This is a genomic window from Pantoea sp. UBA5035 (assembly GCF_002415245.1).
Taxonomy (GTDB): domain Bacteria; phylum Pseudomonadota; class Gammaproteobacteria; order Enterobacterales; family Enterobacteriaceae; genus Pantoea; species Pantoea septica.
The window spans coordinates 391,547-411,442 of record NZ_DICD01000003.1 but is presented as its reverse complement, the minus strand read 5'-3'; the positions used below and the strand labels follow the sequence as shown (position 1 = coordinate 411,442).

20 protein-coding genes are annotated in these 19,896 nt (G+C 53.7%); 10 read left to right on the top strand and 10 right to left on the bottom strand.

Going from position 1 to position 19,896, the window contains the following annotated elements:
* Positions 1 to 57 precede the first annotated feature (57 nt).
* Complete coding sequence (locus tag B3229_RS02800; RefSeq protein ID WP_286868377.1) at positions 58 to 1,086, bottom strand: ABC transporter substrate-binding protein; 1,029 nt, start codon at positions 1,084 to 1,086, stop codon at positions 58 to 60.
* Between the two features lie 217 nt (positions 1,087 to 1,303).
* Between B3229_RS02800 and B3229_RS02795 the strand changes: the two genes are divergently transcribed.
* The 5 genes from B3229_RS02795 (at position 1,304) to B3229_RS02775 (ending at position 7,095) form a co-directional block, all read left to right on the top strand.
* Positions 1,304 to 2,338, top strand: a complete 1,035-nt coding sequence (locus B3229_RS02795) for a LacI family DNA-binding transcriptional regulator (RefSeq protein ID WP_286868376.1) — start codon at positions 1,304 to 1,306, stop codon at positions 2,336 to 2,338.
* A gap of 64 nt (positions 2,339 to 2,402) precedes the next feature.
* On the top strand, positions 2,403 to 3,383 hold the full coding sequence (locus tag B3229_RS02790; protein WP_286868504.1) for a LacI family DNA-binding transcriptional regulator: 981 nt from the start codon (positions 2,403 to 2,405) through the stop codon (positions 3,381 to 3,383).
* A gap of 125 nt (positions 3,384 to 3,508) precedes the next feature.
* Positions 3,509 to 4,318, top strand: coding sequence for an inositol monophosphatase family protein (locus B3229_RS02785; protein ID WP_286868374.1), 810 nt, complete (start codon positions 3,509 to 3,511; stop codon positions 4,316 to 4,318).
* Between the two features lie 109 nt (positions 4,319 to 4,427).
* On the top strand, positions 4,428 to 5,786 hold the full coding sequence (locus B3229_RS02780) for an MFS transporter (RefSeq protein ID WP_048785528.1): 1,359 nt from the start codon (positions 4,428 to 4,430) through the stop codon (positions 5,784 to 5,786).
* Positions 5,787 to 5,808: 22 nt separating this feature from the next.
* Positions 5,809 to 7,095, top strand: coding sequence for a histidine-type phosphatase (locus tag B3229_RS02775; protein ID WP_286868372.1), 1,287 nt, complete (start codon positions 5,809 to 5,811; stop codon positions 7,093 to 7,095).
* 243 nt (positions 7,096 to 7,338) lie between these two features.
* Here B3229_RS02775 and B3229_RS02770 read toward each other — a convergent pair whose 3' ends face one another.
* The 4 genes from B3229_RS02770 to B3229_RS02755 form a co-directional block, all read right to left on the bottom strand.
* Positions 7,339 to 7,554 carry a YdgH/BhsA/McbA-like domain containing protein gene (locus B3229_RS02770; protein ID WP_033748357.1) on the bottom strand — a complete coding sequence of 72 codons (216 nt, stop codon included), beginning with the start codon at positions 7,552 to 7,554 and terminating at the stop codon, positions 7,339 to 7,341.
* Positions 7,555 to 7,851: 297 nt separating this feature from the next.
* Positions 7,852 to 8,313, bottom strand: a complete 462-nt coding sequence (locus tag B3229_RS02765) for a MarR family winged helix-turn-helix transcriptional regulator (protein WP_048785529.1) — start codon at positions 8,311 to 8,313, stop codon at positions 7,852 to 7,854.
* 14 nt (positions 8,314 to 8,327) lie between these two features.
* Positions 8,328 to 8,747 (bottom strand): SRPBCC family protein, encoded by a 420-nt coding sequence (locus tag B3229_RS02760; RefSeq protein WP_286868367.1) that lies wholly within the window; start codon positions 8,745 to 8,747, stop codon positions 8,328 to 8,330.
* A gap of 89 nt (positions 8,748 to 8,836) precedes the next feature.
* Positions 8,837 to 9,667: an SDR family oxidoreductase gene (locus B3229_RS02755; protein WP_286868366.1), complete on the bottom strand. Its 831-nt coding sequence runs from the start codon at positions 9,665 to 9,667 to the stop codon at positions 8,837 to 8,839.
* A 100-nt stretch (positions 9,668 to 9,767) separates the two neighbouring features.
* Here B3229_RS02755 and B3229_RS02750 point away from each other — a divergent pair, with 100 nt between their 5' ends.
* The gene (locus tag B3229_RS02750; RefSeq protein WP_286868363.1) at positions 9,768 to 10,664 is read left to right on the top strand and encodes a LysR family transcriptional regulator; all 897 of its coding nucleotides are present in this window, start codon (positions 9,768 to 9,770) and stop codon (positions 10,662 to 10,664) included.
* Between the two features lie 77 nt (positions 10,665 to 10,741).
* Here the strand turns inward: B3229_RS02750 and B3229_RS02745 are convergent, their stop codons facing one another.
* Both B3229_RS02745 and B3229_RS02740 read right to left on the bottom strand, forming a co-directional pair.
* Positions 10,742 to 11,944: a lactonase family protein gene (locus B3229_RS02745; RefSeq protein ID WP_286868361.1), complete on the bottom strand. Its 1,203-nt coding sequence runs from the start codon at positions 11,942 to 11,944 to the stop codon at positions 10,742 to 10,744.
* Positions 11,945 to 12,094: 150 nt separating this feature from the next.
* On the bottom strand, positions 12,095 to 13,006 hold the full coding sequence (locus B3229_RS02740) for a LysR family transcriptional regulator (RefSeq protein ID WP_286868359.1): 912 nt from the start codon (positions 13,004 to 13,006) through the stop codon (positions 12,095 to 12,097).
* 135 nt (positions 13,007 to 13,141) lie between these two features.
* Between B3229_RS02740 and B3229_RS02735 the strand changes: the two genes are divergently transcribed.
* Complete coding sequence (locus tag B3229_RS02735; RefSeq protein WP_376747190.1) at positions 13,142 to 13,861, top strand: SDR family oxidoreductase; 720 nt, start codon at positions 13,142 to 13,144, stop codon at positions 13,859 to 13,861.
* 156 nt (positions 13,862 to 14,017) lie between these two features.
* Here B3229_RS02735 and rclR read toward each other — a convergent pair whose 3' ends face one another.
* Entirely contained in the window at positions 14,018 to 14,896 is an 879-nt protein-coding gene (gene rclR, locus B3229_RS02730) for a reactive chlorine-specific transcriptional regulator RclR (protein WP_286868355.1), read from the bottom strand.
* 150 nt (positions 14,897 to 15,046) lie between these two features.
* Here rclR and rclA point away from each other — a divergent pair, with 150 nt between their 5' ends.
* From rclA to B3229_RS02715, 3 genes are all read left to right on the top strand, one after another.
* A complete protein-coding gene (gene rclA, locus B3229_RS02725; RefSeq protein ID WP_286868353.1) occupies positions 15,047 to 16,378 on the top strand; it encodes a reactive chlorine resistance oxidoreductase RclA in 1,332 nt (443 codons plus the stop codon).
* Between the two features lie 338 nt (positions 16,379 to 16,716).
* The gene (locus tag B3229_RS02720; RefSeq protein ID WP_048781007.1) at positions 16,717 to 17,253 is read left to right on the top strand and encodes a carboxymuconolactone decarboxylase family protein; all 537 of its coding nucleotides are present in this window, start codon (positions 16,717 to 16,719) and stop codon (positions 17,251 to 17,253) included.
* A 90-nt stretch (positions 17,254 to 17,343) separates the two neighbouring features.
* A complete protein-coding gene (locus B3229_RS02715; RefSeq protein ID WP_048781008.1) occupies positions 17,344 to 17,766 on the top strand; it encodes a cupin domain-containing protein in 423 nt (140 codons plus the stop codon).
* A 495-nt stretch (positions 17,767 to 18,261) separates the two neighbouring features.
* Here B3229_RS02715 and B3229_RS02710 read toward each other — a convergent pair whose 3' ends face one another.
* Together B3229_RS02710 and B3229_RS02705 are read right to left on the bottom strand one after the other, a co-directional pair.
* The gene (locus B3229_RS02710; protein ID WP_286868350.1) at positions 18,262 to 18,648 is read right to left on the bottom strand and encodes an acyl-CoA thioesterase; all 387 of its coding nucleotides are present in this window, start codon (positions 18,646 to 18,648) and stop codon (positions 18,262 to 18,264) included.
* Positions 18,649 to 18,695: 47 nt separating this feature from the next.
* Positions 18,696 to 19,895 carry an L-dopachrome tautomerase-related protein gene (locus B3229_RS02705; RefSeq protein WP_286868348.1) on the bottom strand — a complete coding sequence of 400 codons (1,200 nt, stop codon included), beginning with the start codon at positions 19,893 to 19,895 and terminating at the stop codon, positions 18,696 to 18,698.
* Between the last annotated feature and the right edge of the window lies 1 nt (position 19,896).

Below are 19,896 nucleotides of genomic sequence, written 5' to 3'. Positions count from 1 at the left end.
AGGCTTACGCCACCGCCGTTGAATTGGTTCGTCGGGCATTACGCCGACAAAACAGGATTATTGAGCGCTGGCGCCGATTTCTTTATCCCAGCGGCTAAGCAACGCTTTGCGCTTCGCGGAATCCCCGTAGGTTTTGAAGTCGTAATCGATCAGTTTGATGTTTTCGAATCGCGGCGCGTACTGAGAGATTTCCGCCTGAGTATTGGAAGGAAGCTGAAAGGATTTCGCCTCTTTCATGTGCGACTGCGCTTCGGCGCTGAGCGCCCAGTCATACCAGATTTTGGCACTGGCCAGGTTGCGCGCGCCCTTCACGATGGACATCGATCCAATCTCGTAGCCGGTGCCTTCGCAAGGCGCAACGGTTTTAATGGGAAAACCGTCGACCTCCATCGCCACCGCATCGTGCATAAAAACGATGCCGACGGTTGTTTCTCCGCGCGCCGCGGCTTTTACCGGCGCGGAACCCGATTTGGTATATTGCGAGATATTCGCATTGAGTTTTTTCAGATATTCAAAAGCTTTGTCTTCACCCATGATCTGCACCAGCGTAGCCAGCGTGTTATACGCGGTACCGGAAGAGTTAGGATTGGCGATCTGTATTTCGCCCTTGAAACTCGGATCAAGCAAATCTGACCAGCAGACAGGCGCCTTTAGTTTTTTTGCGGCAAGAAGTTTCGTGTTGTAGCCCCAGCCCAGCGCGCCCGCATAAATGCCCACCGTGCGAAAATCTGAGATTTCAGCCTGTTTTTGCGCCCAGTCATGCTGCTGGCTCAGCAAGGGAGATTTATAGGGCTGCGTCAGCTTTTCTTCAGCCGCCTGCATATGCGGATCGCCCGTCCCTGCCCACCAGATGTCGGTGCGCGGATTACGCGCTTCGCTGCGAATGCGCGCATAGGCTTCACCGGCAGAGAGCCGCACCATGCTGACCTTGATGTCCGCATGCGACTGGCTAAACAAGCGCGTCATATGTTCGCATACCACCACATCAGCGGAGCAGATCATATTAAGATTACCGGCGGCATGGGCGGTGAACGGCAGGGTCGAGCAACACAGGGTTATGGCTGGGACCAACAAGGTATAACGCATGGTGTTCTCCTGGGGTCAGAGGTGATGCTGCACTGGCATCTGTTTTTTGCACATGTGTGCAAATTAGTAGAGAACAAAAAATAGCCTGTCAATCTGCTTACGATGCAATTGATTAGTCATGTCACAAAATTGCAACATTATGTCGGACTTTTCTTTTGCACATATGTGCAATCTGATACAGACTCTTTCTGGGCCTGTGGCCATGACGAGGAGAAACATGAATCAGGGGAAAATGGTTGTCAGCGCTGAGGATGTGGCCCGCCGCGCCGGGGTCTCACGTTCCGCGGTGTCCCGCACCTTCACGCCCGGCGCCAGCGTATCGGAAGCGATGCGCGCTCGCGTAATGAAGGCGGCAGAAGAGCTGGGTTACCACGTTAATCATCTGGCGCGCAGCCTGGTGCGTAACCGCAGCGGTATTGTCTGTTTGATCGTCTCTGAAGTCGCCACGCCTTACCGTGCCAGCCTGGTAAGCTGGATGACGCAATGTCTGCAGGCGGCAGGCAAAGTAGCGATGATAATTAATACCGATCGCTCGGACAGCAGCGTCTCAGCCGCGCTACAGCAGGCCATTAACTTCCGCGCCGACGCCTCCATCATTCTTTCCGGCATGCCTGACAGCGGGATTACTCACCTGTGCTACCAGCATGGTCAGCATCTGATGCTGATCAATCGTGATGAAACCCTGCCCGGCTCGCTCAGTATTAATCTTGACTCCACGCAGGCGGCGGAAACTGCATTGATGGCGTTTTTGCGCGCCGGCTGTCGCCGCCTCGCCTTTGCTAACTCGCTGGCTGGCACGCCCAGCCTGATGAAACGTGAAGGCGACTTTCTTGCAGCAGCGTCGCGCGCAGGTGTGGCGGTCACAGTTGAACGTTACGGAAGCACCTCTTATGAAAGCGGACGGATTCTGGCGCATCGCCTTCTCACCCGTCCGCAGCGGCCTGATGCCGTATTCTGCGTAACCGATTTGGTGGCGTGCGGCTTTATGGACGAAGCGCGTCATAGCTTCGCGTTGCGTATCCCTGAAGATCTTTGCGTGGTGGGCTATGACAATATCCCGCAAAGCGGCTGGTCATCCTATAACCTCACCACCTTCGCTCAGCCGGTCGAGCAATTTGCACATGACGCGGTGCAGTGGCTAATCGCCCAGGAGGAACACCAGGAAGAGCTGCGTCCACGTGCGGAACAGCAAAACGACCGTTTAATCTATGAGGCCAGTGTGGTATGGCGCGGATCGGTGCGGCGTGGCTGAAGGGCTGGATTATAACGTGCCGGATGCATAAGCTATGGCTGATGAAAATCAGCGTGGATGCAGCATGAGCGACACTAAAAAGAACTGGGTAAAAGCGGAAGACGTCGCGCGGCTGGCAGGCGTGTCGCGATCGGCCGTCTCGCGAACTTTTACGCCGGGCGCTTCCGTTGCAGAGAAAACGCGCGCCAAAGTCATGCATGCTGCCGAGCAGCTGGGCTATCAGGTCAACATTATCGCTCGCACCATGAACACTGGCAGCAGTAACTTTATTGGTATCGTCACCGCCGGCTTTGATAATCCCTTCCGCAGTAAACTGCTCTCTCCGCTGGTTCATCAGCTGGCCCTGCATGGATTTATGCCGCTTCTGATGAACGCTGACGATCCTGACCAGCTGGCGCCTTCGCTTAAACAGCTTTTGAGTTACCATGTGGCGGGCGTGATCATCACTTCCGGCGCGCCACCCCTTTCGCTGGCAGAAGAGTATCTACAGCGTAAAATCCCCGTTACCCTGATTAACCGTCATGCCGATCTTGAAGGCTGCGACCGAGTGGCCAGTGATAATAAACAGGGAATGCAGCTGATAACTTCCTATTGTCGCCAGCGAGCCTGGAAAAATATTGGGTTTATCGGCGAGGATCACGATAATTTCAGTACCATGGAGCGTTATCAGGCGTTGCTTTCTGCAGCAGGAGAATTGTCGATCTCAACCCGTTTTATGGCGGGAGGCGGATATGCCGCTGGCCGGGCCGCTTCACTTGAGCTTCGCCGCTGCCACGCCCTGGTATGCGCAACAGATATGCTGGCATTAGGAGCTATCGATGGCCTGCGATCGTCCGACGACAAAGGTAACATTCCCGCTGTTGTTGGGTTCGATGATATCCCTCAGGCAAGCTGGGATCCCTATCAACTCACTACTATTCAACAAGATACAGATGGCCTGGCTCAGCAAGCCGTTGACCTCCTGGTAACCCGTATCGCTCGGTTTGATCTTCCATCCCGGCATCGCGCCGTACCAGTGAAACTAATCGTTCGTAAAAGCGCATAATGGAAAATTAATTTTATGCGGGTCTGGTCACAGACTCCTTTCTCTAATATCGCCACACTCCTTCCTGCCCTTCGGGGCTTATTTTTTGGCAACTAATGCACACGTGTGCATTTTGAGGAGAAGTTATGGCTACCCATGAAGATGATTCACTGTTGGCGCGATACCGCTTCGCCTGTGATCTTGCTGAGTCCGGTGGGAAACTGGCCAACAAGTTTTATTTGCAGCGTGACACGCTTCAGATCGATCACAAGGGTACGGACCTGCAGGACGTCGTCAGCCTCGCAGATCGTGAGGTTGAAACCTTCATCAGGTCGCGCATCGCTGAAGCCTTCCCTGAAGACGGTTTTTTAGGGGAAGAGAGCGGAACGACCGATGCCAATAAGCACGTGCTTTGGGTAGTGGATCCTATTGATGGCACCAGCTGCTTTCTTAACGGTCTGCACACCTGGTGTCTGTCACTTGCCGTTGTTGTCGACGGCGAGCCGGTAATAGGAATTGTGTATGACCCAAATCACCACGAACTGTTTCACGCGTTAAAGGGCCAGGGTGCGTGGCTGAACGATCGCCAGATTCAGCCTCATTCAGCACCCACGGTCGCAGGCGGCGTCATGGGCGTGGGCACATCACATCGTGTATCGTCCTCCAGTTTTCTGCCGTTTCTGGACGCGCTTTTGCAACACGGTGGCATGTTTGTTCGCAACGGTTCCGGTGCGCTGATGAGCGCCTGGGCTGCTGCCGGGCGACTGATTGGCTACTACGAACCTCATATGTACCCATGGGATGGTTTACCCGGCGTTGTACTCATGCGTGAAGCCGGGGGCGCCACCAATGATTATCTGTCGGATGAGGGGATCGCGCGCGGTAACCCCGTGTTACTGGCAAGCAAAATTCTCTATCCACAATTACAACAATGGGTTAAGCACCCGTTGCGCTAACCTGCACGAGCAAGGCGTCTGATTCTGTACTCTACACAATAACAGGGACTCGACCGTCAGGGATGATATACAGCACTCAGCTGCGCCTCCGCCTACTGGAGATAAGATGATGTCTGGATTACTCAGTTTTTTCCGTGCGAGTCCCGAAAAACAGGCAGGGGCTTTTAATGAGCAAAAGTTCCGCTTTGTCCGCTGGCAGACGTTTCTGGCTATGACACTGGCCTACGTCACGTTTTATGTTTGCCGCCTTTCCTTCACCGTCGCCAAGAGTGCGCTGGTGGATCTTGGTATCTCGCCCTCTGAATTGGGCATGATTGGTTCCGCCCTCTTCTTCAGCTATGCCATTGGCAAGCTGGTTAACGGCTTCCTGGCCGATCACGCTAACGTGGTGCGCTTTATGAGTCTGGGTCTGCTGCTTAGCGCGGGCATGAACCTGATGATGGGCATGACCACCAACGCCATGATGCTGGCGATCTTTTGGGGCATCAACGGGTGGGCGCAATCCATGGGCGTCGGTCCCTGTGCAGTTTCATTAGCGCGCTGGTACGGAACCCAAGAGCGTGGCACTTTCTACTCTGTCTGGTCTACTGCTCATAATATCGGGGAGGCGGTGACCTATATCGTCATCGCTGCGGTAATTGCGGGATACGGCTGGCACATGGGTTATCTCTCCACTGCGGCGTTGGGTGCAGCAGGCGTCGTGCTCATGCTGTTGTTCATGCGTGATTCACCGCAAAGCAGCGGCTTCCCTTCTATTCATGAAATCTGCCATGAACCGATGGAAGAAGAGGAGGCGAAAAGTTCCATTCTGAAAAACCAGCTTCTGGCGCTGCGCAATCCGGCCCTCTGGACGCTGGCGCTGGCCTCGGCCTTTATGTATATCGATCGCTACGGAGTGAACTCGTGGGGCATCTTTTTTCTGCAGCAGGGCAAAGGGTATACCACGGTTGAGGCCTCAGCCATCATTGGCGTGAATGCGATTGCAGGTATTGTGGGTACTATTCTGGCCGGGATACTGTCCGACCGTTTCTTTGCCCGTAACCGCAGTATTATGGCCGGATTTATTAGCCTGCTAAACACCGCAGGCTTTGCCCTGATGCTGTGGTCTTCGCACAGCTATTATACCGACATCATCTCAATGGTGATCTTTGGCGCAACCATTGGTGCGCTGACCTGCTTTTTAGGTGGGTTGCTGGCCGTTGATATTTCGTCACGCAAGGCGGCTGGTGCTGCACTGGGCACCATTGGCATTGTCAGCTACGCCGGGGCAGGTTTAGGCGAATTCCTCACGGGTATCATTATCGACAAAACCTCGGTTATTGAAAACGGTAAAAAGCTCTACGATTTTCATACGCTCTCCCTGTTCTGGGTGGCAGCTGGTCTCGTTTCCGCGCTGTTGTGTTTTGTCACCGCTGCGATGGTGGCGAGGCGTAACGCTAACGAACATCGCACTCTCTGTTCATCTTAATTAGCCCCATAAGGAAGACATTATGATGCCACGCAGATATCAGGCCGCTGCACGCCTGTTCATGGCCGGCGCGCTGTGGTTAAGCGTAACGCAGGCGCACGCGGAAACTCAGTATCAACTGGAGAAAGTGGTTGAGCTGAGCCGTCACGGTATTCGCCCGCCTACGCCGGGGAATCGCAAAGATATTGAGGCAGCTACCCATCAAGCCTGGACAATCTGGACGACACACGACGGCGAACTCACGGGTCACGGCTATGCCGCGGTGGTCAATAAAGGCCGCTGGCAAGGCGAGCACTACCGCGGGCTTGGCTTGCTGACCGGGGGTTGCCCACAGCCGCAGGATGTTTATGTCCGCGCCAGTCCGCTTCAGCGCACACGTGCGACCGCACAGGCGCTGGTGGATGGGGCATTTCCCGGCTGCGGTGTTGCCGTTCATCGTGTGGAAGGAGAAGACGACCCCCTGTTCCAGACTGAGGCCTTTCCGGCAACAAATACCGATCCTGCGCAGCAGCTGGCGGCAGTGAAGCAGAAAGCGGGTGATTTAGCCGCCCGTCAGCAGGCTCTGCAGCCTGCGGTGAAGGCGCTTAAATCTGCCGTCTGCCTTCCCACCGAAGACTGCTCATTCTTTGATAAGGCCTGGCAAATCAGACAAGGAAAAAGTGGTAAAGCCTCAATTGAAGGATTAAGTGTGCTGGCTAACATGGTGGAAACCCTGCGGCTCGGCTGGAGTGAGAATTTACCCCTCAGCCAGCTGGCGTGGGGACATATTACTTCTTCTCAGCAAATCACCGCTATTCTTCCCCTGCTGACCGCAAACTACGATCTGGGCAATGACGTGCCTTATACGGCGCAGAAACGCGGATCCATCCTGTTGAATGCGATGATTCAGGGAGTCGAACAGGGAATCATTAAAACCGCAGACGCCATGCCGGACACTCGCTGGTTATTGCTGGTTGCCCATGACACGAATATTGCGATGGTACGCACGCTGATGGACTTCAGCTGGACCCTGCCTGGCTATTCGCGCGGCAATATACCGCCCGGCAGCAGCCTGGTGTTTGAACGCTGGCGTGATATGAAAAGTGGCGAACGATTCCTGCATGTGTACTTTCAGGGACAAAGTCTGGATGATTTACGCGCGCTGCAATCTGTTGATCGGACACACCCGCTGTTGCGGGCAGAATGGCGACAATCAGATTGTCGTGTTACGGGTATTGGCACGCTATGTCCAATGAAAACAGCGTTACGGTCGTTGAGCAAAAATCTTGACCGTAGTGCAATAACGCCCGTCAGTTATCCGACATATTAAAGGAAGACAAACAGCAGGAGGATTCGCCTGCTGTTTCACGGTGAGCAAATTCCGCGGGCCGCTATTACAACGGTTATGTACGAGTGTTGCTTAAAATTCATCTTATCAGGCGCGGTAAAAGAGAATGTGTAGCTAGCGAACGGGCAGGTTGCGCATCATCAACTCTTTTCGTTCATGTTAGCAAATGCGAAAGAGGTCGCCCTCTGGGCGACCTCTTTCGGCACTTCCTTTTGCGACCATTCCTTATTTGTAGAGCTCAGCGGTCATATGGACGCGATTATTGGTGTTAGCCTCAGTAATTTTATACTGAGCGCCCTGCTGCTGAGCCTCTGCGGCGATTTTGGCTTCTGCACCGTCAAGCGTGCCGGAGGTGACAGAGATGCTCTGCGCGAAGCTGGCTGCTGACATCAGTGAAAGGGCGGCGACGGCGGCGATAGAGATTGCTTTGATGGTTTTCATGGTCTTAATCCTTGGTTTGTATGGTTGAAAGCACGTTTGCTTTCGATGGGATAATGATACCCAAGGTTACTATTCGAATGTTATCAATAAGTGCTGGTATTGTTACCATGCTAACTATCACACCAATAGGTGGCTTGTATAAACGCCCAGCCGCGTGTGCATTGCTCACCTGCCTTTTCTTTTTATGCTGGAAATCACGTGACAGGTGACTTTCGCTTGTGCCAGAGCGGCCTGCGCTGACGGCGGAGATTGAGTGGCTAACCCTTTTAAAGAGCTGGCACAGGCTAAAAAAGTGAATCAGGCTGAGCTGAGCAGCTTTTGGAAAAGTGTAATAAGTGACGCGCCGTGATCGTCAAGCGGCCCGAAGAACGCCTTATCTGTCGCTTCTACAACCTTAACTGCTCGCGCTGCCAGCGTCTGGCCTGCTTCAGAGACCAGGATAACTTTGGAACGGGTATCTTCTGGATGGGGGGCGCGCTGAATATATCCTTGTTTTTCGAGCGCCCGTACGACCTGAGAAATCGTCATCGTATCACTGCCCGTTAGCTGCGATAGCCGCGCTTGCGTCAGGGATTCTTTTTCCTGAAACCAGCTGGCTACGGCCAGAACAACGAATTGCGTATGGGTCAGGCCCAGACTTTGCAGGGCATGTCGTTGCTCACGTTGCCAACTGTTTGACACTCTCCACAGTAAAAATCCCGGGCTGTCGTCCGGCCCTTCAAACTGGGTTGGGAGAGGTTTGTGGTCTTTAGATGACACAGGCATTCAACCTTTTACTCGGCAAGATAGTTCGCCAGTCCGGCCATAACATCTGGAAAATCCTCGCTAACAGCTTCTCCAGTAGCCTGAGCATCTGGACCCTGCGTGCTGATTGCATAGATAAGCCTGCACTGACCGGCATGTAATGCCTCGATACGGTGTTCGACTCTGACCAGAGTCTCATCTATCAGGGTCTCATCAACAAACTGTTTTTCTTCAGAGACGTCGATGAGCTGACTACGAATAACCTCTCCTTCAGGTAACGTCATCGAAAACCATGTTCCCGCCTGAAACGGCCCTTCCAGATGCATTGCTTTTACGCCCGGATTCCATTGTTGCCAGGCTGAGGTGTCGCTCAATGCCTGCCATATCTTCGCCGACGTACTGCTGACGTCACGTTCAAAGGACTTACTCCAGACGTTATCTTTGCTCATGCTTGCCTTCAATATTAGAAGTATGGGAATTATTGTAAGTGCACTTACAATATCAGGCGCGTTAAGGATGTCAAACATGTACATACCGGCTACTTCTCCGGATTGTCAGCACTGTACGCCACGGTTTTCATTGCCCGCAGCGCCTCAAGCCGCATATTTAGCGCCGTTTCAATATTGTTATAGGCCGTGCTGCCAAGCGGTAAGCGCAGTGGCGGATTGTCAGCATCAGCGGCAGCGATCATCGCCGTCACGCATTTTTGCGCATTCCCTTTAATCTCAAACTCGCCGTTGATTAGCGCTGCCCGCAATTTTCCTGCCGCTGTATCGCCGTAAACGGGTAAAGCATCCGCAATATCGAGCCCCGCACCAAATCGCGTCGCCGTCGGCCCTAGCTCCACTAACAAAAAGTCGATGCCAAACGCGGCCACTTCCTGTCGTACGGCTTCGACAAAACCTTCTATTCCCCATTTAGTGGCGTGATACAAACTGAAGTCAGGATAAGCAATCTGACCGCCTTCCGAGGAAACCTGCACAATACGACCGCCGCCCTGTTGCCGCAAAAACGGAATCACCGCGCGAATCAGTTGAATGGAGCCGGTGAGATTAGTCGCAATCTGACGTTCAATTTGCGTATCACTCAGTTCCTCCGCTGCGCCAAACAGCCCGTAAGCCGCGTTGCTTACCACCACATCTATAGTGCCCGCCTGAGCGAATGCGGCCTCAATAGCGGGTTTAATCGTTGCGGTCTCGCTGATATCCAGCAGCATAAGCTGTAGATTATCGCCGTATTGCGCACGCATATCCTCTAATGCGGTTTCGCGACGGACGCTTGCGACTACCCGATCGCCACGGGCCAGCAGACTTTCACACATCAGTCGACCAAGGCCGCTGGATGCGCCGGTAATGAGCCAGGTTTTCATCAATATTCTCTCTGTTTAGTGAACCGACATTCATCATAAAACGAAAGATTGATGCCATAATCTCCCCAAACCGGCATGCGATGGTGGGAAATTTTAAACAATGAAGCGTCCGTCCTGGAATGAACTGCTGGCGGTGAAAACGGTTGCTGACCAGCGCAGTTTTCGCCGCGCGGCGGATCTGCTCGGCCTGAAGCGTTCAACGCTCAGCCATACCATAAAAGGGCTGGAGACGGCGCTTGGCGTGCGGCTTTTCCATCGAACAACGCGAAGCGTGGCGCTGACCGAAACTGGTGAAATGCTGATTGCGCGCATGACGCCGCTGCTCGCTCAAATGGACGAGTTGCTGAATGAGGTCACCGCCAGCGATCGCCAACCCTACGGAACACTACGCATCAGCGCCAGCGATGCAGCGATTGGCCTTCTGCTGGAAACGACATTGCCAACCTTCATGCAAAAATATTCAGGGATTGAAATTGATTTAGTTGCGCAAGGTGAGCTGGTTGATATTGTCGAGCAGGGTTTTGATGCCGGTATACGGCTGTTTGAAGATGTGCCTAAGGATATGGTGGCCATTGCACTGAGCGGGCCGTTACGCTTTGTTACGGTGGCATCGCCTGATTATTTAGCAGCACGTCCACCCATTAAGCACCCGCAAGATCTTATGCAGCACACCTGCTTACGGCATCGTTTACCGGGCGGGAAACGGTACCATTGGGAATATGAGCAAAATCAGGAGCGGTTTGCGCTGGATGTCCCCGGGAGTTTGACGCTCAACAGCGGTGCGTTAATGACAGAGGCCGCCATCGCCGGATTAGGGGTAGCCTATGTGCCGCAGCGCTATGCTCAGCACGGGCTGGACAGAGAGCGCCTGGTTACCTTGCTGGATGACTGGACCATCGCTTCGCAAGGGATCGCGCTCTACTTTTCGCAGCATCGTCATATGCCCCTCGCGTTACGCTTGTTTGTCGATACAGTCAAAGCAACCACGCGCGTCTGATACTCATCAGCTACAGGGATAGCTGACTGATGCCAGGGGCGCCCAGTACGGTCGCCCCTGGCGAGTGAGCATTTGCCTTAATTAAAGAATTTAATATCCGTTGGCGTAGATATTTTCGCCGCATCGCCCGCCGCTTTCATTTCGCCGGTATGCTCATTGAAATGGAACAGAGAAATAGTGTTGGTGAACACGTTCGCCACGTAAAGATATTTGCCGCTACCGTCGAAGGCAAAGGCACGCGGTTCAATACCGTTAGCGTTATAGCTCGCGGGCTTACCCAACATGCCATCCGCTTCAATTTTGAACACCAGCAATTTATTATCTGAGCCGCGATTCGAGGCAATCACATATTTACCGTTCGGACTTAAAATAATGCCTCCACCGCTGCGGTATTCTGCGCTACTGTTCTCCGTATTCAGCTTGATATGGCCAACCGGCTCAAGACGATCCTGATTCACACTGAACACGACAATTTCACCGGCCATTTCAGTAATGACATAGGCATGCTTACCATCTGGCGCAAACACCATATGGCGAGGGCCCGAACCGGCAGCAAAACTCACGTCGCGCGCGCTATCCGCCTCCAGCGGCTGTGCTTTATCAGCGTGATAGCTATAGGCGTGCAGCTTGTCACCGCCGAGGTCGGCTGCGTAGAGATACTTGCCATCATGGGTAAAAGTGGTGGCGTGCGCATGGCCGCCGTCCTGACGCCCTTTAACGGCACCGGTACCCTGCTCGAAAGGGAAATGTTGAACCTGTTCGCCCAGTTTGCCATCGTGATGGATCGGGAAGACCGATACGCCCGCTCCCCCCTTCGCCACGGAGTAGTTGGAGACAAACAGGAACTTTCCGTCCGAGCTGATTGTCGCATGGGTAGGCTGCTGACCGTGACTCTCCACGCTATTAAGCACCCGCACCTGTCCGCTTTCATCCACACTCAGCGCGGTAACCGCGCCGTCATTCTCTTCATTGGTGGTGTAGGCAAAACGCCCATCGCGGGATTTCACAATCCACGACGGACTTTTCATCTTGATCACATCGAGTGGCGTCAGCGTACCGTCGCTGTTCACCTTCAGGCGGTATAACCCTTCACTGGGATGGTCGGGTTTTTGCGCTGACGGCGCATCTGGAATCGATGTCCATGTTCCTACTAATGCTGTTTGATGCTCTACTGCGGCATTTGCCATTGTGCTTCCCGCCAGTGAAAAAACAGCCAGAGATAATGCCATGGTTATGTTTGCGGCTAAACGGCTGTGCACCGCTTTTTTATTTCTTTTCATTTTAGTAACCCACCGTAATCGGAATGTTTAACGACTATAGTGGGATTCGTTTGAATAGCGTCCGGCGAGGAAGTGACCGGGTTCACAATACAGAAGATTAAATGCAGGACATTGCCGACTCGCGCAAAGGCTGGTTGAGAGAGGTCTCGCTCATTCTTTTTTTAGCCAGTCGATAAAAAACTCACTGAATGCCGCCACCTGTAAAGGTTGAAGCTTACGCTGTGGATAGACAAACTGCAGTCCAACATCTTTGCGATCGAAGCGGCTGAACCCTATAAAGCTGTCTGCAAACAGGACACAAAGCCTTCCCTGTTCTACATCTTTTTTTACATCCCACCAGGATTTGCAGGCAATTCCCGCGCCATCAAGAACCCACTGACGCAGAAGAGCGCCATCGTCACACACCATGACAGGATTCACATGAATAGCTCTGCTAACGCCTTCTTCTTCAAATCGCCATTCATTGATGACAACCCCGTGTAGCTCCAGAGCCAGGCACCTGTGGTCGTGAAGAGTGTCAGGCGTAGAGGGCATTCCAAAGCTCTGGAGATACCTATCTGATGCGACAAGCACCCTGTGATTAGGCGCGATATTCCTGACGATCAGGCTGCTGTCCGGCAAATTACCGAAACGGATACTCATGTCCAGCCGGTTAGCGATCAGGTCCTCAACGCGCTCTCCCAGGTAAACCGACGGATTTACATCAGGATGGAGGCGAGAAAAATCCAGTATCGCAGGGCTAAGATATTGCCTTCCGAAATCAGACGGGGCAGAAATACGAATGTTCCCGCTGAGTACTCCCTCTCTCTGTATCAGCAGCGATTCTGCGTGTCGTGCTTCGTCCAGTACCCGAAGAGCGGCATGATAAAAACTCTCTCCAGCTTGTGTCAGCGTGATGGCACGTGTTGAACGATGAAAAAGCCGCGTCTGGTAGCGCTCTTCAATTGCTTTCAGTCTTGCCGTCATTGACGCCGGTGAGAGTGAAAGACGTCGCCCGGCTGCCGACAGTCCGCCGGTCTCGGCCACTTCGACAATAAGCGCCATGTCCTCAAGCTTTCCCATATTTCATCTTTTCCGAAAAGCAATTGCACTTTCGCTGTCATTATCAAAAAAGGACTTAGAAAGTAAAGTGCTTTCAACATCACCTTTCGGAACGGCTTACAGAGTTTCATCTTTTGATAAATATGAGGAATAAATCTGATGAGTAAAACATTAATCATTGGCGGCGCGTCAGGCATTGGTTTTGCTGTGGCCAGCGCACTGGCGGAGCATGAAAACGAGCTTATCCTTGCAGGACGAAATAATGAAAAACTGGAAGCCGCACGCCAGTTGCTTAATCTGAGGCCTGCAGATGTCAGGACATTAAAACTGGATGTCAGTAACGAAGCTGAAGTTATTGCGCTGAGTAGTTCACTGGGCAATGTAGATAATATTGTGTTTACGGCAGGCTCATATGCACCCGGTGGGTTTCTTTCTGAAATGGATCTCAGCGCGGCGCGGCTGGCTTTTGATACCAAATTCTGGGGCAGCATCTATACCGCCCGTCATCTCAGCGGAAATATCCGGCCCCGTGGAACGCTTACGCTGACCAGCGGCTTTGTGGCACGACGTACGCTGAGCGGAACCATTGTTAAATCAACGATGAATGCTGCCATTGAATCAGCTGCAAAGGTGCTGGCTAAAGAACTCTCTCCGCTGCGCGTGAACGTAGTGAGTCCGGGGCTGACCGATACGGAGGCGTACGCAAGTATGGACCCCGCTGCTCGTGAAAGAATGCTCCAGTCTGCTGCTGAAAATCTGCCGGTGAAAGCATATGGCCGCGCGCAGGATATCGCTAAAGGTTATCTGTTTTTGCTGGATAACCCGTTTGTCACCGGCACGGTTATTGATATTGAAGGCGGTGCGCTCATCAACTGACCCATCATAATGACGTTACAGCTTACCGTGATGCCGAATGAATTGTCTTCGGCATTCACGAATGCTGTACTGAGGATGTACCACCACGAGTTAATCTCAGTACTACAGCATAAAACTCAGCGCCAGGAGCTAACAGCGTCTGAAAAGCTTTAAGCATTATGCCCGAAAAAGCATCACATCCTCTTTCGCCAGCATTTCTGTTCGCCGGCGGTACTCGCCCGGTGTGCAGTCAAACTCCCGCAGAAAAGCTTTATGAAATGAGGACTCACTGGCATAGCCCACAGCCAGGGCAATATTGATTATCGGTGCGGAATCGCGCGCCAGCTGCTGAGCGGCCAGCTGCAGACGAATAGAGGTCAGCACGGCAAGCGGCGTGGTTGCGCTCAGCTGGCGGAACAGCTGCGCAAAAGATGCGCGCGACATAAAAACGCGCTGTGCCATTTCTTCCACGGTCCACGGCTGTTCCGGCGCCGCACACAGTTGCGCAATCAGCGTACCGACCCGTGGGTGCAGTGCCAGCGCCAGCAGGCTTTTATTCTGCAAGGTATCAGATAGCCCGTTGCGGATAGCCAGGGTAAACATCGCGCTGATTTGATGGCTGCACAGAGCCTCGTCGCCCGGCGCACTGGCGGTATTACTCTGGATAAGTAAAGGCAGTGCGGCGGCCAGCCAGCGTGCTTCATTACTCTCCGCCGCTGGCGCCAGCATCAGTATTTCCGGCAGCGCCGTAAGAAAAGCCTGGGCTGACGCGGGCAATTCCAGCACTCCGCATACCAGTTGCGTTGGCAACGTACTCTGCTGATAAAGGCGGTGTGCGGCATTTTGCGGCAGGAATACCACGCTGCCGGAAGACAGCTCGACTTTCGTTGAGCCAGGCATATCCAGCATTACAGAGCCACCGATTACGGTGTGCCAGCGTACTACACACAGATGACCCGCCCGATGCGGCAGCTGCCAATCCCCACTCAGTACGCAATTCTTGTCGATACTTCCCTTCGAGTTATGCAATAGCAGCAGATGACTCAGTGGATCCATACTCGTCCTCTGTTTTCCATTTCCTGTTCTCAAATCCGTTAATTCAGACGCAAAGACAAAAAAGCCAGCGTTACGGCGTAAAAGCGCGTCGCCGTCAATCGTAAGCTGAGGGTGTTGACTATTTCTACAGCTTTTATTGCGGAGAACATCATGAACCATTATCAGGCAGCGATTATTGGATTTGGTAAAGCAGGCAAAACGCTGGCCGCCGCTCTTGGGCGTGCTGGCTGGCGCGTGGCGATCGTTGAAAAATCTAAAGCGATGTACGGCGGCACCTGTATTAACGTCGGCTGTATTCCTACCAAGGCGCTGGTGCATGATGCGCAAACCACCGCCGACTTCAGTGAAGCGATGCAGCGCAAAACCGCTGTCGTCGAGCTGTTACGTGAAAAAAATTACCTGAATCTGGCCAATATCGCGCAGGTCGAGGTGATTGATGGTCATGCGGAATTTATTGACCCCCACACGCTGAAAATTACCACTGAGCAGGGAAGCCGTCAGCTCAGCGCCGATCGCATTTTCATTAATACTGGCGCCGAGGCGGTTATCCCGCAGATTGACGGCCTAATCCCCGGGCCACGCATTGTCGACAGCACCGGCATCCTGAATTTATCCAGCCTGCCAAAACGGCTGGCTATTCTGGGTGGGGGTTATATTGGCGTCGAGTTCGCTTCTGTGTTTGCCAGCTTCGGCAGTGAGGTCACCCTGTTTGATACCTCATCGCAGTTTCTGGCGCGTGAGGATGCGGATATCAGCGCGGCGATAAAAAACATTCTGCAGGACCAGGGGGTAAAAATTGAGCTGAACACCAGCGTGCAGTCGGTTACCAGTGACAATAACAGCGTTACGCTCCATACGGGTCACGGCGATCGTCAGGCAGATGTATTACTGGTGGCAACCGGGCGCCGTCCGGCAACGCAGACACTGAAACTGGAAAACGCTGATGTAACCACGGATACGCGTGGTGCCATCCTGGTTGATAAGCATCTGAAAACGTCAGTGGACCACATATGGGCGCTGGGTGATGTCACTGGTGGCCCGCAGTTTACTTACATTTCGCTAGATGATTTTCGCATTGTGCACGATCAGCTTCTGGGTAAAGGAAAGCGAACCACAGACGATCGCGTGAATATCCCCTATTCCGTATTTATGACGCCAACGCTGTCGCGCATCGGTCTCACTGAAGCGCAGGCGCGTGAACAGGGCAGGAATTTTCAGGTGGTGTCACTGTCCGTGGCGGCCATTCCACGTGCTCGCGTTATTAACGATACGCGAGGCGTCCTGAAAGCGCTGGTAGACAATGACAGCAAAAAAATTCTCGGCGTGGCGCTGTTGGCAGCAGACTCTCACGAGGTGATCAATATTGTAAAAACCGTCATGGATGCGGGATTGCCGTACACGGTGCTCAGAGATCAAATTTTCATGCACCCTACCATGAGCGAATCGCTTAATGACCTGTTCGGGCTGGTAAAACAGGCGTGAAGAAGAGATCTGTGCCAACAGCAAAACGGTGACCGGTGCGAACGCGCCGGTTTTTTTCAGGCGCGCCGCGACGCTATTCCCTCAACGTTAGCCGCTCTTTTTCCTCTTCTGGCCTGAGCCAGACCTCTGACCGTCAAAGTCTGATGCTGAGCTTTAAAAAAAGCTTAGCAACGTACTCCCCATTTTACCTTTTCAAGATAAAGTCCTGACTCCGCCAGCAGCTTTTTCATATCTTACAGCCGCAGTACTGTACTCCTGACTTCAGCGCGACAGAGTCTGATAAGCCAAACGACTCTGGCACCTGTACCCCTACCCGTAGATAAAACCAGGAGTTGACTATGAGCCGTTTACATACCATCACTGAAAGCGATGCCACGGGCATAACCGCCCAGCTGTTTAGCGCGATTAAAGGCAGCATGGGTAAAGTCCCCAATGCCTATCTGACCATCGGCAGCAATTCGCCTGACGTTCTGGGTCAGATGCTTCAGCTGAATGCGGCCCTGCACAAAGGCAGCCTGAGCGCCCGTGAGCTGGAAGCGATTAATCTTGCGGTTAGTGAAGAATCGGGCTGCGACTATTGCCTGGCCGCTCATACGCTGATGGCTAAAAAGGCGGGTTACACCGACGAGCAAACGCTGGAGCTGCGTGAAGCCCGCTTCAGCGGCGACGCGCGTATCGATGCGCTGGTGCAGTTTGTTCAGTATCTCGTTTCCACTCGTGGAACAGTCTCTGCAGATCGCGTTGCGTCTTTTCGCGAGGCCGGATTCAGCGACCAGCAGGTTGTGGAAACCATTGGCGCCGTCAGCGCCATTCTGTTTACCAACATGGTGAACAGGGTAAACGACACCGTCGTTGACTTCCCTAAAGTGAGCTGATGCTCAGGACTTCAGTGGCGCAGAGGCGGGAAAGAATTCGCCGCTTCTGCTCCCTGCCCTTATCCCTGGAATCGCTAAGGAGAAACTGACATGGCGGATATCACCGCGCAGAAGTCAGCGCGCTTCAGACCGGCCGAAATCGCAAAGAACCTGCCGGAGTCGGCCACCACGATGCTGGCCGATATTTATTTAACCGACCGCCCGGATGCCAGCAGCCGTGTGTTCCGGGCTTACCGGGGTGTTCCCCCTCACTTTCATCGCGAATGCGATGAGTACCTGTACGTGCTTTCAGGCCGCGGAACGTTCTGGATGGAAGATGCGTCGACCGAGGCCGAGTTCGGACCCGGCGATATGCTTTTTTTCGAGCGCAACGTCGTACACGCGCTTCCCGTTCTGCTGGAAGAACCCGTGATTTTCCTGACGCTGGACACGCCCCGCCGCTCACCCGGTGACGTCGTGTTTATCGACCCGGACGCCGGCTCTGCCGGTACGTTTATGGACAGAAACCGCTGAATCTTCCTTTAGCGGTTATAGATTGTCGGCAAAAGGCCCCGTACGCAGCGCGTCGGGGCTTTTAACATTCCCGGCGCCTTTGTCTTAACTCCCTGTTCCGACGGCTTCTAAGCAACCTGGCCTGAAACCATCTGCAGTGAGCAAAACGGTCAGCTGCCACAAACGCCCCTCGAGTTAATACTAATGGAGCACTGGCCTGATTTGAGCAGCTGTCTTTCTCCGCTGCGCCGTCGCAGCTTCTCAGCATCAGTTTGCCGCCGGGGTATGGTCGACAGCGCATATTTCCCGCCTTCATGAGGTGAGTGCTGAATACCGCGATTTATCGCTTCACATTACACTGGAAGAAATGGCGACAGGGCTGGAAGGCAGTTAGGGTATGGCGTATCTGACCCTCACGTATCGCAGGAAATTAAGGACGTTCGGGCAGCCAGAGGTGATGCAGAAAACCCGGCGCATGTAAACTTCGTCACGGACGCGCCGGGTCTGACGGCAATATCAGAAAGTTAACGCGTTTGTCACCGCTTCGGGCATAAATGGCCGGCCATTGAAAAGGCATGTGGCGGTGAAGGCCGCTTCAGCGCAGGTTACGCCTTCAACCCGGATTTGCTGGTAAAAATTCACGCGGTTGCGCTTCACATTTTTTTCCAGCTGGCAGGTCACCTCCATTCTGTCTCCCTTTTTCAGGCTCTGACGGAAACGCAGGGAGTACTCCAGCACCATATAAATGCGTCCCTGGCTGAACTCCTCTTCAATATCAATCCCCAGCGCTTCTTTCATGAAGGCGTGACGGGCCCACTCCATATAAAACGGGTAGTAAAGCCCGTCGACCACCTCCTGAAAATCAATGTGGTCTTCATCAACGTCATACATTTTACTGAACATGCCTTCTCCTGTTAGCGGGGGCCCCGGGCCCCCTGATGTAGAGTGATTTAGTGCGTTGGTGCGGGTGCTGCATTAATTTTGATGCGTAACAGGGCATAAGGCTTCTGGCGCAAATCCTTACCGCCGTGGAAGCCAGGCTGACGGTTCAGCTGGTTCGTGGTGAAGTAGAGATAGCCATCCGGTCCGACGGACAGGGTATCCGGCCACAGAATCTCAGGACCGTGCGCAATGGTTGTCCACTCCCCGCCTGCCGGCAGCTTACGGATAGCATTACGCTCATAGTCACCGGCATAAACGGCTCCTTTCGCATCGCTTTCCAGGCCGTCTGACGCCCCTTTTTCACCCAGGTCCTTCACGGATGCCGAGAGCTGAGACTCTGTGACGGCCGGATCGCGAAGCAGCGCCGTGGAAACGGCATACAGATGACGCCCCGAGAGCGGGCTGTAGTAGAGCGTTTTACCGTCCGGAGAGATGGCAATACCATCGGAGGCTACGCTGAACGGCGCGGTTGTTCCATCCGCGTGACGCTGAAGCAGCGTTTCGCCCTCTACGACAGGTGAAAAGCCCGCCTCAGGTGACGTTGTGCGGTCGCCTTCCAGACGGCGCAGCGCTTTGCCGGTGTCCAGGTCAATGACGATAATCGCGCCAGTACCGGACAGTGAAGAGTCAGTCACGTACGCCACGCCGGCTTTACCGATGCGAAAATCAAAGCGCATATCGTTGACGTAGGTGGCGGGTTTGATTACGTCAGCCGGGAAAACAATGGTTTTCTCAACCTGATTTGTTTTCAGGTTAACCGCGACAAGCTTTGCGCCGCCTGCAACCGGTTTTGAAAAGCCCGGCGCGGCGGTATCGAGTATCCAGACCCGGCCCCGCCCGTCGGCCACCACGCTCTGTACGCTCAGCAAATGCGTACGGGGAGCAGAATTGTCAGCGGTATTTATCGCGGCGTCCGGGTAGGGCACCAGCCGGTTCCCTTTTACCTCGGCCACGGTAAACGGAACGTCGTCACCCCAGCGCGGGAAATTCACAAAAATACGGCCCGTTTCGGTAACGGTGACCCCGGTCGGCATGGCGCCGCTGAACGTCGCCACCACTTCAGGTTTGCCAATTGCGCGGTCCTGAGCAAGCTCGCTGAGGGCAGGTAGCGCGTGGGCGTCTGCCGCCAGCGCATTCAGGGCATTGCTGCCCGCCACCAGAGCCACAGACAGCGCTAACGCCGTTTTCATCATACGTGTTTTCATCATT